This is a genomic window from Bradyrhizobium sp. SUTN9-2, from assembly GCF_003122645.1.
GTDB classification, from domain to species: Bacteria; Pseudomonadota; Alphaproteobacteria; order Rhizobiales; family Xanthobacteraceae; genus Bradyrhizobium; species Bradyrhizobium yuanmingense.
This window is the reverse complement of sequence record NZ_LAXE01000001.1, coordinates 7646559-7660985: the sequence shown is the minus strand read 5'-3', so window position 1 is coordinate 7660985 and position 14427 is coordinate 7646559. Positions and strand designations below refer to the sequence as shown.

General features: G+C 64.1%; 13 protein-coding genes and 1 pseudogene. 4 read left to right on the top strand and 10 right to left on the bottom strand.

The window, feature by feature from the left end:
* Positions 1-4 precede the first annotated feature (4 nt).
* Positions 5-501 (top strand): annotated as a pseudogene (locus XF30_RS39885) (DinB family protein).
* A 32-nt stretch (positions 502-533) separates the two neighbouring features.
* On the opposite strand, the gene XF30_RS35465 reads toward XF30_RS39885, so the two are convergent.
* The 3 genes from XF30_RS35465 to XF30_RS35450 all read right to left on the bottom strand — a co-directional run bounded on the left by XF30_RS35465 (position 534) and on the right by XF30_RS35450 (position 3403).
* Entirely contained in the window at positions 534-920 is a 387-nt protein-coding gene (locus XF30_RS35465; RefSeq protein ID WP_225127150.1) for a nuclear transport factor 2 family protein, read from the bottom strand.
* Positions 921-1310: 390 nt separating this feature from the next.
* Positions 1311-2234, bottom strand: coding sequence for an HpcH/HpaI aldolase/citrate lyase family protein (locus XF30_RS35455; protein WP_109145284.1), 924 nt, complete (start codon positions 2232-2234; stop codon positions 1311-1313).
* Positions 2235-2236: 2 nt separating this feature from the next.
* Positions 2237-3403 carry a CaiB/BaiF CoA transferase family protein gene (locus tag XF30_RS35450; RefSeq protein ID WP_109145978.1) on the bottom strand — a complete coding sequence of 389 codons (1167 nt, stop codon included), beginning with the start codon at positions 3401-3403 and terminating at the stop codon, positions 2237-2239.
* 360 nt (positions 3404-3763) lie between these two features.
* Between XF30_RS35450 and XF30_RS35445 the strand changes: the two genes are divergently transcribed.
* Both XF30_RS35445 and XF30_RS35440 read left to right on the top strand, forming a co-directional pair.
* Positions 3764-4114 carry a hypothetical protein gene (locus XF30_RS35445; RefSeq protein WP_036009533.1) on the top strand — a complete coding sequence of 117 codons (351 nt, stop codon included), beginning with the start codon at positions 3764-3766 and terminating at the stop codon, positions 4112-4114.
* Positions 4115-4565: 451 nt separating this feature from the next.
* Positions 4566-5243, top strand: coding sequence for an AAA family ATPase (locus XF30_RS35440; protein ID WP_025032179.1), 678 nt, complete (start codon positions 4566-4568; stop codon positions 5241-5243).
* Positions 5244-5311: 68 nt separating this feature from the next.
* On the opposite strand, the gene XF30_RS39875 is transcribed toward XF30_RS35440, so the two are convergent.
* The 5 genes from XF30_RS39875 to trxB form a co-directional block, all read right to left on the bottom strand.
* A complete protein-coding gene (locus XF30_RS39875; RefSeq protein ID WP_260345777.1) occupies positions 5312-5440 on the bottom strand; it encodes a hypothetical protein in 129 nt (42 codons plus the stop codon).
* A 147-nt stretch (positions 5441-5587) separates the two neighbouring features.
* Positions 5588-5737, bottom strand: a complete 150-nt coding sequence (locus tag XF30_RS38770) for a hypothetical protein (protein ID WP_167361666.1) — start codon at positions 5735-5737, stop codon at positions 5588-5590.
* A gap of 290 nt (positions 5738-6027) precedes the next feature.
* Positions 6028-6936: a 4-hydroxy-tetrahydrodipicolinate synthase family protein gene (locus tag XF30_RS35430; protein ID WP_109145283.1), complete on the bottom strand. Its 909-nt coding sequence runs from the start codon at positions 6934-6936 to the stop codon at positions 6028-6030.
* A 446-nt stretch (positions 6937-7382) separates the two neighbouring features.
* A complete protein-coding gene (locus XF30_RS35425) occupies positions 7383-8306 on the bottom strand; it encodes a LysR family transcriptional regulator (protein ID WP_025032176.1) in 924 nt (307 codons plus the stop codon).
* 4 nt (positions 8307-8310) lie between these two features.
* A complete protein-coding gene (gene trxB, locus XF30_RS35420) occupies positions 8311-9276 on the bottom strand; it encodes a thioredoxin-disulfide reductase (RefSeq protein ID WP_036009535.1) in 966 nt (321 codons plus the stop codon).
* Positions 9277-9542: 266 nt separating this feature from the next.
* Here trxB and XF30_RS35415 point away from each other — a divergent pair, with 266 nt between their 5' ends.
* On the top strand, positions 9543-10022 hold the full coding sequence (locus XF30_RS35415; RefSeq protein ID WP_008135853.1) for an Lrp/AsnC family transcriptional regulator: 480 nt from the start codon (positions 9543-9545) through the stop codon (positions 10020-10022).
* Between the two features lie 239 nt (positions 10023-10261).
* Here XF30_RS35415 and greA read toward each other — a convergent pair whose 3' ends face one another.
* Together greA and carB are read right to left on the bottom strand one after the other, a co-directional pair.
* Positions 10262-10735, bottom strand: a complete 474-nt coding sequence (gene greA / locus XF30_RS35410; RefSeq protein WP_036009537.1) for a transcription elongation factor GreA — start codon at positions 10733-10735, stop codon at positions 10262-10264.
* Between the two features lie 213 nt (positions 10736-10948).
* Entirely contained in the window at positions 10949-14413 is a 3465-nt protein-coding gene (carB, locus tag XF30_RS35405) for a carbamoyl-phosphate synthase large subunit (RefSeq protein ID WP_109145282.1), read from the bottom strand.
* Positions 14414-14427 lie beyond the last annotated feature (14 nt).

The window sequence follows — 14427 nt, the reverse complement described above, 5'->3', positions numbered from 1 at the left end:
GAAAATGATCTCAGCCGACTATTGCCGGCTTATGGCCCGCTACAACACTTGGCAGAACGCCTCTTTGGTAGCTGCCGCCGACCGGCTGACCCACGAGGATCGCTGGAAGGATCGGGGGGCGTTCTTCCAGTCGATTGCAGCTACGTTGAACCATCTCTATTGGGCTGATGCCTTGATACTGGAGCGGCTGAAAGGGAACGCGCGCCAGAGGAAACCATCAAGCATTCCCTCACAAATCCCTCGGATTGGGAGGCCTTCAAGGCGCTCCGCTTGCAACGGAACGAGGAAATCGAAGCGTGGTCAGCGCGATTGCGCGACGCAGACCTGAACGGGATGCTTGTTTGGTATCCAGGAGACGGTTCAACTCGGATCGAGAAGCCAAAGACGCTGGTTGCTGTTCAACTCTTCAATCACCAAACCCACCACCGAGGTCAGGTCCACGCGATGTTGACGGCAGCGGGCGCAGACCCGGAGCCGACTGACATTCATCTTCTGGCCTAGCGCGAGGGCGCTTCAACCCATCTCAGCGTCCGTCAGGAAATCATCGCCTTGACCTGCGCCGTATCCGCGAACTCGATCAACTCGACGATCTTGCCGTCCTGAAATCTGAACAGGTCCAGGATCTCGGTGCTGACCGCCTTTCCGGTCGGACGATATCGAACGTCGACGCGGGAATGGATGGCGATCCTATCTCCGTCAACCAGCTCAGCCAGGATCTCGCGGCCTTCGAAACCGAAGTCTTCGATCAATTTGCTGAAGGCACCACGCAGGCTTGGGTGTCCCTCCACGCTTCCCGTCAATTCGAGTGCATTCTTGTCCCCCATCAAGGTGAACAGACCCTTGGGATCAAAAGCGGCGACCAGACCCTCGGCATCATCATTGTCGCGTGCGGCATAGGCGCGCCGGACCACTGCGAGCATTTCTTCGCGTTGTGCCATATTCCCCTCCCTGAACGTATCAGGAGAGACTAGCGACCTCTCGTTCCTGGGTCTGCGCTGATCGAGGCAATGCTATCCGAGGCCGCGCGGCGTCGCCCGCTTGCCTTGGTCGTGGCTTGGACGCGACCGCGCGAGAACCAGCAACGCCACCACGAGCGCCACCGCCACGCGCGCGTGCCCAGCGCCTCGCCCTTCGAGACGTCAGCGGAGCCTGTCATCGGGCCATGCTTCGCGCGGACCCGGTGGCGGTCTCCTCAGGGTGAGGATCAGCGGCAGCGGTGCCCGCGAAACTGCTGCCACGCAGTCCGCCCTCATCCTGAGGGCCCGCGAAGCGGGCGTCTCGAAGGATGCGCCGCAGGGGGACAAACGCCCCTACGACCCCAGCTCGATGATCCGGCGCGCCATGCGCAGATTGGCGTAGTCGATCATCTTGCCGTCCAGCGTCACCGCGCCTTGGCCCTGCGCCTCGGCTTGCTCCATGGCTTCGACGATCCGCCGCGCCTGGGCCAGCTCTTCGGCCGAGGGCGTGAACGCGCGCAGCGTCGGCTCGATCTGGTCGGGGTGGATCACCTGCTTGCCGTCAAAGCCCATCGCCGCGGCCTTTTGCGCGCTGGCCTCGGTCAGCCCAGCATCGCGGAACGCGCCGCAGGGGCCATCGATCGCGCGCAGGCCGTGCGCGCGAGCGGCGACCAAGAGGCGCATCATCGGATAGGCGAACAGGTCGAGCGGCGCTGAGGCGTAGCCGCTTTGCGCGGAGCCGACGTGGCGATAACCATCCGGCGAGATGCCGATGTCGGAGGTGCGGGCGCCGAGCGAGGCCGCGAGGTCGCCGACGCCGAGATGCAGCGCGGCCACGCTGTCGTGGCAGGCGGCGAGGACGTCGACATTGACGAGGCCGAGCGCGGTCTCGATCAGCAGCTCGAGCGTAACAGGCGCGGCGCGATCCGGCGCGGCCGCGTGCAGCTGACCGGCGATGGCAACGATGTCACTCACCCGCTCCGCCTTCGGCACGATCACGGCATCCAGCCGGGGCAGGGCCGCCAGGTTACGGATCTCCTCGGCGATGAACGGGCTGTCGACCGCATTGAGCCTGACCGCGACGTGCTTGTTGCTCCAGTCCAGCGAGGACAGCGCGCGGGCGGCTTCCTCCAGCGCAACGCCCTTCTCGGCGGGCGGCACGGCGTCTTCGAGATCCATGAACACCGCGTCCGCCGATGATGCCGCCGCCTTGGCGACGACACGAGCGCGATGCGCGGGAACGGCGAGATAGGCCCGCGTCGGGCGCTGCGAGGTCATTCTCACGTTCCCTTAACGAGGCCGAGTTCGCCGAGGATCTTCTCGTTGTGCTCGCCGACATCAGGCACCGGATCCATCCGCGGCGTCACGCCGGGAATGGTGAGCGCGGGCAGGAAGCTCATCACCGGCCCGCACGGCGATCCCACGCTTCTCACCCGCGCGCGGGCGTGCAGCTGCTCATGAGCTAAGAAAGCCTCGACCGAGTTCAGGTGCGCGTTGGCAATCGCGGCTTCGTCCAGCAGCCGCAGCACTTCCTCGCTGGTCATCGATGCAAAGCGCCGCTCGATATGCGATTGCAGCTCGTCACGGTTCTGCATGCGCAGCGGATTGGTGCGGAAGCGCGGGTCGTCGGCGAAGTCGGCATCATCAAGCACGATGCGGCACAGCGACCGCCATTCCCGATCGTTCTGGATGCCGAAAAAGATCGTGTTGCCGTCGCCGACGCGGAACGGGCCGTAAGGCGCGATCGTCGCATGCTTGGCGCCGGTGCGCGGCAGCGGCCGGCCGGTATTCTGCGTGTAGAACGCGGGATAGCTCATCCAGTCCGTGATGGAGTCGAACAGCGAGGCCTGGAACGCCGTGCCCTTGCCGGTGCGCTCGCGGGCGTACAGCGCCATCAGCACCCCGTTCAGGATGTACATGCCGGTGGCGATATCGACGACGGAAAGCCCGACCTTGGCCGGCTCCGCCTCGGTGCCGTTGATGGCGAGCACGCCGGCCTCGCACTGCACCAGGAGATCATAGGCCTTCTTGTCGCTGTAGGGGCCATCAGTGCCATAGCCGGAGACGTCGCAGGCGATCAGGCGCGGGTACTTGCGCAGCAGCGAAGCGGCATCGAGGCCGAGCCGCTCGGCCGCGCCGGGCGCGAGGTTCTGGATGAACACATCGGTGCGCGGCAGCAGGGCGTCGAGCACCTTGCGGCCCTCGGGGCTCTTGATGTCGATGGCGAGGCTTTCCTTGGAGCGGTTGGTCCAGACGAACTGGCTCGACATGCCGTTCATGACGTGATCGTAGTCGCGGCAGAAATCGCCGCTGCCCGGCCGCTCGATCTTGATCACCCGCGCGCCCCAATCGGCGAGATGCCGGCTCGCCAGCGGCGCCGCGATCGCCTGCTCCAGCGAAACCACCGTCACACCCGACAGCGGCAGCTCCGCTTCATTCCCCGTCATGTGATTGTCCTCCTCGTGTGCGCTTTTCGACCAGCGCAGGAGACAGGCCGGCCACCCCACGCGCATCTTCTTGAGGGTGACATGATGCCCCTGTTTTGCCCGACAAGTCAAATTTGGCTTCGAAAAATCCTAAAATTTGGCGACCTCAGTGTTTGCAATGACTTGGCTACTGTGCATGGGGTTGTTTTCGCACTTTTGGTTTGGGGCCGACAACGGCGCCTTCGTTTCGTTTCCCGGAACTGCCAAGGCCCCTGACCTGTTGCCGAGAGCGCACACGTGCCGGCTTTCGCACTTGCCCTCGGTTGCCAACGAACCGCCGTTCACCCACTATTCGCGCTGACTCGTGATGTGGGGGGATCGATGCCGGCGTTTCGCTTCAAGTCCTTTGCAAAGCCCTTGGCCGTTGCAAGCCTCGCGCTTGCCCTGGCCATCCTGGCGCTGCCGCGCGCCGGCTTCGCCTACACCCAGGAGGAGCAGCAGGCCTGCACGCCGGACGCGATGCGGCTGTGCGGCGAGTTCGTCCCGAACGTCGATGCCATCACCGCCTGCATGATCAAGAAGAAGGCGCAGCTCTCGCCGCAATGCGCGGTGTTCTTCCGCCGCGGACCGGCGCCGCGCGAGCAGCGCGCCGGCAAGCCGACCCAGATCGCGCCCAAGGCTGCGAAGAAGACCGCCAAGCCGGCCCCGAAGAAGAAATCCAGCCAAGGCTGAGCGCCCAGCGGCCAAAGGCTGAGCGTCCAGCGACCAAGGCTGAGCGCCCAGCAGCGCGTTCCGGTTTGAAACTCCGCCGAAGGCGCGCAATCGGGCGCCTTCCTCGTTCCGGCCCTGACATCGGCTTCGCGGGCAGCCAGCGGACTCGTTTTGTTCGCACGACGCGCAGGCTTGCGTCCATCGACGGGCGCGCCTGAAAAGATGCGCGGGCGGATTTGCGCGGCAAGGTTGCATTCCACTTTGTCCCGCGCGTTGCTAAAAAAACGCACAGACGCGCGCCCGAGCGGCATTTCGATGCGGCCCGTGTCTCCGTCCTGCGAAGCAGTGTGACTCAAAAGCCAACACGTCTTGTTATTTCGTGGCTGTCGCGCAGCTCCCGACAAATTTTTCTTTCACGAATCAGCGCGCTGATTCATTTTCGCGGCCTGGGGTCAATCTGGAGGCGGAAGGTATGAACGTCATTGTTTTCGCATCACGTAAAGGCGGTTCGGGCAAGAGTACCCTCGCCGCGCATCTCGCCGCGCAGATCAAGGCGAGCAAGCAGGTCATGCTGGTTGACGCCGATCCGCAGGGCTCCCTGACGCTGTGGCACAAGCTCCGCGGCACCAACGAGCCCCCGATCAAGGCTGCCGTCAACTCCGTCAGCGGCATCGTCTCCGCGGCCAAGCGCGACGGTTATGAATGGGTGTTGATCGACACGCCGCCGAACCTGTCGGCCGTCGTCGACGACGCGATCAAGAACGCCACCATGGTGGTCATCCCGGCGCGTCCCGGCGTGTTCGACGTCAACGCCGTGCAGGAAACCATCCAGATGTGCCGCGCCGCGCGCAAGCCCTATGCGGTCGTGCTCAACGGTGCCCCGGCCAAGCGCGACGAAGCCGAAAGCCCGATCGTCACCATCGCCCGCGAAGCACTGGCGAAATTCCGCGCTCCGGTGTGGGGCGGCCAGATCACCAATCGTTCGGATTTGTTGATGGCGCTCAGCCACGGCGAAGGCGCGCGCGAATATCAGGCCGAGAGCCGTGCGGCTCAGGAAATCGCCAGGCTCTGGGCGGCGATCGAGCGTTCGGTCAAGGCTATCCGCGGCACCGCGTCGGCCTCCGGCGCAATGCACAAGCAGGCAGCTTAATTTTCATTGATCATGTCGAACGGCGAAAAACGCGCGGAAGTCCGCGCGTTTTGCGTTTCTGATTTCGCTCACGCCACCATCAGCATGTAGAACACGATGACCGGCGACAGGGTCAGGATCACCGACCAGATGCCGACAGCCCAGAGAATGTCCTCGGTGCTAAAGCCCTGCTGTTCGGCGTCGAAATGCGACGCCATTTCATTCTGACTATTCACAAACGCCCCCGCGATTTCTTCGCTTATGGACGTCAGTGATAGCAGCGATGTTTTAAGATCCGGATCGCATCTGCCCGTGCATTTTGAACACAGGTGCTACCACGGATTAACCATCCCGCGCGCGCAGCTTCAGCCGACCAGCCAGACGCGAAACAGCAGCACCGGCATCAGGCCGAGCATCACGGCCCAGAACCCGAACGACGAGACGACGAGAATTCCCTTCAAGAGATCGGCGGGCGCGAACTGGCTCGCGGCCGTAGGCCGGGTGCGATACCCCATGGTCATTTCCCCTTCGGTAACTTTGGACAGAACGATAGGCGCGATTGCGTAAACGAGCCGTGGATACGGATTGCGGCAGCTGCGAAGGCCGTTGGGGCGCGGTTAACCAAACGGGCACGCTTCACCCTCTCCCCTTGTGGGAGAGGGTGGCTCGCCGCGGAGCGGCGAGACGGGTGAGGGGTCTGTCTCCACACAAACAGTCTTGCGCTTGGAGAAAACCCCTCATCCGGCGCTTCGCGCCACCTTCTCCCACAAGGGGAGAAGGAAGAGCAGCGTGCACGGAGAGAAAACTACGCCGCGATCGTCACCCGTCGCTCGATCTCGCGATCGATCGTTGCCGCGAGCTCGCTGCTCACTTCCACCATCGGCAGGCGCACCTCCGGGCTGTCGATCAGGCCGGATCGCCACAGCCAATACTTCGCCGGCGCGGGGCTCGGCTCGGCGAACAACAGCCGCGTCAGCTCGGCGACCTCGTGCCAGCGCGCCAGCGCCGCATCGTGGTTGCCGCGCTTGTGCTCGCTATAGATTGCCGCAAACGTTGCGGTCTCGACATGGGCTGAGAGCACGATGCCGCCGTCGGCGCCGTCACTGAGTGCCTCGAAGAAATTGGCGTCCTCGCCGGTGAGCACGCGAAAGCCCTTCGGCCGGTCGCGCAAGAGCGCGATCGATTGCTCCCGGCTCGCGCCGCAATCCTTCAGGCCGACGATGTTCTTGTGCTCGGCAAGGCGCAGCATGGTCTGGTTGGTGATGTTGACGGCGCAGCGATAGGGAATGTTGTAGAGCGCGATCGGCCATGCGGCGTGGTCGGCGAGCGTCTCGAAATGCGCCAGCAGGCCGCGCTGCGACGGCCGCACATAATAGGGACTGGCGATCAGGTAACCGTCGATCGGCCAGTCCGCGGTCTCGTCGAGGCGCTCCTGCAGACGCGAGGTGTCCGCACCGGACAGTCCGAGGCAGATCGGCAGGTTGCGGCCGGCGGTCGCCATCTCCTCGCGCACCACGGCGACGAGACGTTCGAGCTCGGCCGCGCGCAGTGTCATGCCTTCACCGGAGGTCGCGCCCAGGATGAGGCCGTCGATGCCGTGCGAGCCGTAGTGCCGGGTCAGCCGCCGCAGCGACCTCTCGTCCAGCGCGCCGTCCTGGAACGGCGTCACCAGCGGCAGCCACAGCCCGTGCAAGTGATCTCGTAGTGCGGTCATGTTTCCATCTCCTTCTCGGGAAAAATGCCTGAGACGGAGGGCACATGAAAAAACCCCGTCCAGGCGGCGGGGTTTTCGGGATTGGCTCGCGATGACGAAGTCAGCTTAGCGCGCGCAATATTCCGAGGCCCCGGGATGGGGGCCTTTTTTCGAAACGATTGCGCACGACTTCGTGATCATGGGCGAATGATGCGGGGTATGCGCGGAACTGTCAACACACGCGGAGAGCGAAGCACATTTTGACGAAAAAAAGCCGGACCCGAGGGCCCGGCTTAGGTATTGGCCACGTGAGGCCGACACAATCACCTTCCAAGAGGGATTACTGAACTCCCGCGCCACTGGAGGAGGGGGACAAATGCGCAACGCGAAGGCTCAGCGTGCAAACATTATGGGCTTGCCGAGTGCCTTGCAGCAACAGCCGAGGCCGCATGTCAGTCATGCGGAAATCAGGACGGCCAGCGTTGCGCCTTGCTCACCACGAAGTCACGGAACACCTGCACGCGCGCGACCGTCTTCAACTCCTCGGGATAGACGAAGTAGGTGTCGAGCTGGATCGAGTCCGACTCGCCGAACAGCTGCACGAGCTTGCTCTGCTCCTCGACCAGGTAATCGGGCAGGGCGGCGATGCCGAGGCCCTGCGCGCAGGCGCGCACGAGACCGAGGATGTTGTTGACCTTGAAATAGGCTTCGCGTGGACCCGAGCCGTTGCGCCCGGCTTCGATCAGCCAGTTGCGGTTTTGCAGGTGCGGCGCGAAGTTGCCGTCCGAGAGCGTGATGATGCGGTGGGAGTCGAGCTCCTCCAGCGTGCGCGGCGTGCCGAAGCGCTTGATGTATTCCGGCGAGCAATAGGCGTGGAAGCCCATCGCGAACAGCTTGCGCTGGATCAGATCCGGCTGCGTCGGCTTGCGGGTGCGGATCGCGACATCAGCCTCGCGCATCGACAGATCGAGCTCCTCGTCGGTGACGATCAGCGAGATGCGGATCTCCGGATAGAGCGCGGTGAATTCGCCGAGCCGCGGGATCAGCCAGTTGATGCCGACGCCGGGCGTGGTGGTGATCTTGAGATCGCCGCTCGGCCGCTCGCGGCTGTCGGTCAGCTTGGCGCGCGCCGCCTGCAGCTGCATGAACACGTCATGCGCCGTGCGGAACAACAGGTCGCCCTGCTCGGTAAGGATCAGGCCGCGGGCGTGGCGGTGGAACAGCGAGACCGAGAGCTCCTGCTCCAGCGCCGAGACCTGGCGCGACACCGCCGATTGCGACAGGCCGAGCTGCTCGCCCGCATGCGTGAAGCTGCCCGCTTCCGCCGCGGCGTGAAACACCTTCAGCTTGTCCCAGTCCATATCCGTAAATCCGTCGCGTGTTCGGGGCATGATTCTATTCCGCTGCCGCGCGCTCGCTGGCGCGAAGGGCCAAGAAACGTTCGGCTTCGAGTGCGGCCATGCAGCCGAGGCCGGCGGCCGTCACGGCCTGGCGATAGGTTTCGTCGGCGACGTCGCCGGCGGCGAATAGGCCGGGCACCGAGGTCGCGGTCGAGTTCGGGGCGACCTCGATATAGCCGGAGGGTTTCAGCTTGACCTGATCCTTGACCAGCTCGGTCGCGGGCGCATGCCCGATGGCGATGAAGATGCCGTCGGCCTTGACGTCCGTGAGCGCGCCGGTCTTGACGTTCTTGAGCCGGACATGGGTGACCTTGTTGGGGTTCTCGGTGCCGCAGATCTCGTCGACGGCGGCGTCCCAGATCACCTTGATCTTCGGATGCTTGAACAGGCGCTCCTGCAGGATGCGCTCGGCCCGGAAATGATCGCGACGATGCACGATCGTGACCTGCGAGGCATGGTTGGTGAGGTACAGGGCTTCCTCGACCGCGGTGTTGCCGCCGCCGACCACGATCACCTCCTTGCCACGGTAGAAGAAGCCGTCGCAGGTGGCGCAGGCCGACACGCCGCCACCCTGGAACTTGGCTTCCGACGGCAGCCCGAGCCAGCGCGCCTGCGCGCCGGTGGCCAGGATCACGGTCTCGGCGAGATAGACGTCGCCAGAGTCGCAGGTGAGGCGGAACGGCCGCTGGGCCGTCTCCAGCTTGGTCACCAGGTCGGAGACGATCTTGGTGCCGACATGGACCGCCTGCTTCTCCATCTGCTCCATCAGCCAGGGGCCCTGGATCACGTCGGCGAAGCCTGGATAGTTCTCGACGTCGGTCGTGATGGTGAGCTGGCCGCCGGGCTGGATGCCTTGGATCAGGATCGGCTCAAGCATTGCGCGCGCGGCGTAGATCGCGGCGGTGTAGCCAGCCGGGCCGGAGCCGATGATGACGACCTTTGCATGAACAGGAGCGGACATTTCGATGGACGCCTTTCACGGGGAATTTGCAGCGCGGGCGCGGAATGTGCCGGGAGGCCTAGCGGAGGCGCTGAAATATCAGAGCTAATCTAAGCAATCTGGCGAGCCATGCAAGAATTGCATTCCCTATCGGCGGATTTTTCCAACAGGGAACAAAAGTCGATTGGGCTGCACGCGCAATAAAATTGCGCCGGCGGTGCGGATTGGGCTATGAGGATTTCGACAAATCACCCAATACCGCCGCAAAGGCCAGGAGTTCCAATCACGTGTCGCGGAACCTAGACGAGATCGACCTGAAAATTCTCACCGAGATTCAGGCCGACGGTCGAATCACCAATGTCGAACTGGCAAAGCGCGTCGGCATCTCGCCGCCCCCCTGTCTGCGCCGCGTCCGGGCGCTGGAGGAGGAGGGTTACATCCACGGCTATCGCGGCCTCCTGGACGCACGCAAGCTGGGCTTCGACGTCACCGTTTTCGCCGCCGTGCACCTGTCCAGCCAGGCCGAAGCGGATTTGCGCGCGTTCGAGGAGTTCGTCCGCGCCGAGCCCCTGGTGCGGGAATGCTGGATGCTGTCCGGCGAGGTCGATTTCATCCTGAAATGCGTCGCACCCGACATGGCGACTTTCCAGGATTTCGTCACGCATCTGACGGCGGCACCGCATGTCCGCAACGTGCGCACGTCATTGGTGCTGCACAATTCGAAGTACGAGGCGGCCGTGCCGCTCGAGGTGAAGGGACGACGGTAGGGTCTTTTCCCTCTCCCCGTTCTTACGGGGAGAGGTGAAGACCAGTCCACGGTCCTCTCCGTCATTGCGAGCGGAGCGAAGCAATCCAGTGTCTTTCCGCAGAGGCAGTCTGGATTGCTTCGCTCCGCTCGCAATGACGTGTGGTGAGAACGTGTGTCCGCCACAACTCCAGCAACACGCCAAAAAGGCCGCGCACTGCGCGGCCTTTTCGAAACGTCAGCAGACGCAGCGGCAAGTCCTTACCGCCACTCCACCTTGGTGATCTCGTACGCCTTGGCGCCGCCCGGCGTGTTGACCTCGACCGTGGCGCCCTTCTTCTTGCCGATCAATGCGCGTGCGAGCGGCGAGGTGATCGAGATCCGGCCCTTCTTGGCGTCCGCCTCGACCTCGCCGACGATCTGCCACACCGTCTTCTTCTCGGTGTCCTCATCGACCAGCGTCACGGTGGCGCCGAACTTGATGGTGTCGCCGGAGAGCTTGGAGATGTCGATGATGTCGGCGCGCGCGAGCTTGTCTTCGAGCTCGGCGATGCGACCCTCATTGTGCGACTGCTCTTCCTTCGCGGCATGATATTCCGCGTTCTCCGACAGGTCTCCGTGCGAGCGCGCCTCCGCGATATGCTCGATGATCCGCGGACGGTCCACGGACTGGCGCTGCTTCAATTCTTCCCCGAGCGCGACAAAGCCGGCCTGGGTCATCGGAACCTTTTCCATCGTCTCTCTCGTCCTTCGATCGTGCGCCCCAGAATGCGGATGGGCGCCGCAACCTTGATTCGTCAGTCCTCCAGAGCCCAAAGAGGGGCTGCCGGACCTTGACAGATATGGGCTTTAGCGCCGGAACAGAACTGCCACCTGGCCGGATCGGTTCCTCCGGCCATTGTGGCTTCATTGCCAATCACTTAGCGGAAGCTTCGCTGCCGCTAGCGATCAGGTTTCCGAAAAGTAGCTCTGCAGGGTACGAACCTCAAGGTCCCCACCCAAATAGGCGCGGATGCCCTGCGCGGCCGCCACGGCCCCGGAAAGAGTGGTGTAATATGGCACTTTATGCAAGAGGGCCGCGCGCCGCAGCGAGCGGCTGTCGGCCAGCGCCTGCGGGCCTTCGGTGGTGTTGAAGACGAGCTGGACGTCGCCATTGGTGATGGCATCGACGATGTGCGGCCGCCCTTCCAGCACCTTGTTCACCTTCTCGGTCGGGATGCCCTGGTCGGTCAGGAAGCGCGCCGTGCCCGAGGTTGCCAGCACCTTGAAGCCGAGCGAATGCAATTCGCGCACGGCATCCGCGATGCGCGTCTTGTCGCTTTCGCGCACCGAGACGAACACAGTGCCCTTACGCGGCACCCGCGTGCCGCCGCCGAGCTGACTCTTGGCGAAGGCGACCGCAAACGAGCGGTCGATTCCCATGACCTCGCCGGTCGAGCGCATCTCGGGGCCGAGCACAGTGTCGACGCCGGGGAAGCGTGCGAACGGGAAGACCGATTCCTTGACGCCGACGTGCTTGAGCGCCGCCTTCTTCAGCTTGAAATCGGCAAGCTTCTCGCCGGCCATGATGCGCGCGGCGATCTTGGCGACCGGCGTGCCGACCACCTTGGCGACGAACGGCACGGTGCGCGAGGCACGCGGATTGACCTCGAGCACGTAGATCTCGCCGTCCTTGATGGCGTATTGCACGTTCATCAGGCCAATGACGTCGAGGCCGAGCGCGAGCTCGCGGGTCTGCCGCTCCAGCTCCTCGATCATTTCCGCATCGAGCGAGTGCGGCGGCAGCGAGCAGGCGCTGTCGCCGGAATGGATGCCGGCTTCCTCGATGTGCTCCATGATGCCGACGATGAAAGTGTCCTTGCCGTCGCACAGGCAGTCGACGTCGATTTCCGTGGCATCCGACAGATAGCGGTCGAACAGCAGCGGGTTCTTGCCGAGCACGGTGTTGATCTGGCCGGTCTTGTCGTTCGGGTAGCGCGCCTTGACGTCGGCCGGCACCAGCTCCGGCAGCGTGCCGAGCAGATAATCATTGAGCTGGTTCTCCTCGCGGATGATCTGCATCGCGCGGCCGCCGAGCACGTAGGACGGGCGCACCACCAGCGGCAGGCCGAGATCGGCGGAGACGAGGCGGGCCTGCTCGACCGAATAGGCGATGCCGTTCTTCGGTTGCTTGAGGCGCAGCTTGTCGAGTACGCGCTTGAAGCGGTCGCGGTCCTCGGCGAGGTCGATGGCGTCGGGCGAGGTGCCGAGGATCGGCACTTCGGCGGCTTCCAGCGCGCGCGCCAGCTTCAGCGGGGTCTGGCCGCCGAACTGCACGATCACGCCGTGCAGCGTGCCGTTGCTGCGCTCCTTGGCGATGATCTCCAGCACGTCCTCGGCGGTGAGCGGCTCGAAATAGAGCCGGTCGGCTGTGTCGTAGTCGGTCGACACCGTCTCCGGATTGCAGTTGATCATGATGGATTCGTAGCCGGCGTCATGCAGCGCGAAGCAGGCGTGACAGCAGCAATAGTCGAACTCGATGCCCTGGCCGATGCGGTTGGGACCGCCGCCGAGAATGATGACCTTCTTCTTGTCGGACGGCGCGCTCTCGTCCGCGGGCAGGCCGGCGAACGGCGCCTCATAGGTCGAGTACATGTAGGCGGTCGGCGAGGCGAACTCGGCCGCGCAGGTGTCGATGCGCTTGTACACCGGGTGGACGCCGAGCGCGTGGCGCTTGGCCTTGACTTCGGCCTCCGTCGTCTCGGCCAGCACGGCGAGCCGCGCGTCGGAGAAGCCCATGGCCTTCAGCGTGCGCATGCCGAAGGCGTTGCCAGGCAGGCCGTTCTTCCTGACCTTCTCCTCCATCTCGACGATGCCGCGCATCTCGGCGAGGAACCACGGATCGATCTTGCAGGAGTTGAAGATGTCCTCGTTTGACCAGCCGAGCCGCATGGCCTGGGCGACCTGGAGGATGCGGTTCGGCGTCGGAGTGCCGAGCGCGGCGCGGATCGCGTTCTTGTCGTCGTCGCGGCCGAGGCCCTCGATCTCGATCTCGTCGAGGCCGGTCAATCCCGTCTCGAGCCCGCGCAGCGCCTTTTGCAGGCTTTCCTGGAAGGTGCGGCCGATCGCCATGACCTCGCCGACCGATTTCATCGAGGTGGTCAGCGTGGTCGAGGCGCCCGGGAATTTCTCGAAGGCAAAACGCGGCACCTTGGTGACAACGTAGTCGATGGTCGGCTCGAATGACGCCGGCGTGGCACCGCCGGTGATGTCATTGGCGATCTCGTCGAGCGTGTAGCCGACCGCGAGCTTGGCGGCGACCTTGGCGATCGGAAAACCGGTGGCTTTCGAGGCCAGCGCGGAGGAGCGCGACACGCGCGGATTCATCTCGATGACGACCATGCGGCCGTCTTCGGGATTGACGCCGAACTGAACGTTGGAGCCGCCGGTCTCGACCCCGATCTCGCGCAGCACCGCCAGCGAGGCGTCGCGCATGATCTGGTATTCCTTGTCGGTCAGCGTCAGCGCCGGCGCCACCGTGATGGAATCGCCGGTGTGCACGCCCATCGGATCGAGGTTCTCGATCGAGCAGACGATGATGCAATTGTCTTTCTTGTCGCGCACCACCTCCATCTCGTACTCTTTCCAGCCGAGCACGGACTCCTCGATCAGCACTTCGTTGGTGGGAGACGCGTCAAGGCCGCGCTCGATGATGTCGAGGAACTCTTCCTTGTTGTAGGCGATGCCGCCGCCGGTCCCACCCATCGTGAAGGAGGGGCGGATGATCGCGGGCAGGCCGATTTCGGACAGCGCCATCATGGCTTGGCCGAAGGCGTATTCCTGGTAGCGCTTGCGACGCTCGCTCTCGCCGAGCGTCCACTGCCGGTCGAGCTCTTCGAGCGCGGCGCCCGACAGCTTTGCGCGTTCGGCCTGGTATTTCTCGCGGAACGACTTCTTCAGCTCGGAGGCGTTGGCGAGCCGAGACTTCGGCGTCTCGAGCCCGATCTTGGTCATGGCCTCGCGGAAGAGCTGGCGGTCTTCCGCCTTGTCGATGGCGTCGGCGGTGGCGCCGATCATCTCGACGTCGAACTTCTCCAGCGTGCCCTGGCGGCGCAGCGACAGCGCGCAGTTCAGCGCGGTCTGGCCGCCCATGGTCGGCAGCAGCGCGAAGCCGCCGGGGACGACGTGACGTTCCTTCTCGATGATCTTGGCGACGATCTCGGGCGTGATCGGCTCGATATAGGTCGCATCCGCCAATTCCGGGTCGGTCATGATGGTGGCCGGGTTGGAATTGACGAGGACGATGCGATAGCCCTCTTCCTTCAGCGTCTTCACCGCCTGCGTGCCCGAATAGTCGAACTCGCAGGCCTGGCCGATCACGATGGGACCGGCGCCGATGATCAGGATGGTCGAGATGTCGGTTCGTTTGGGCATCACCGCTCACGGGC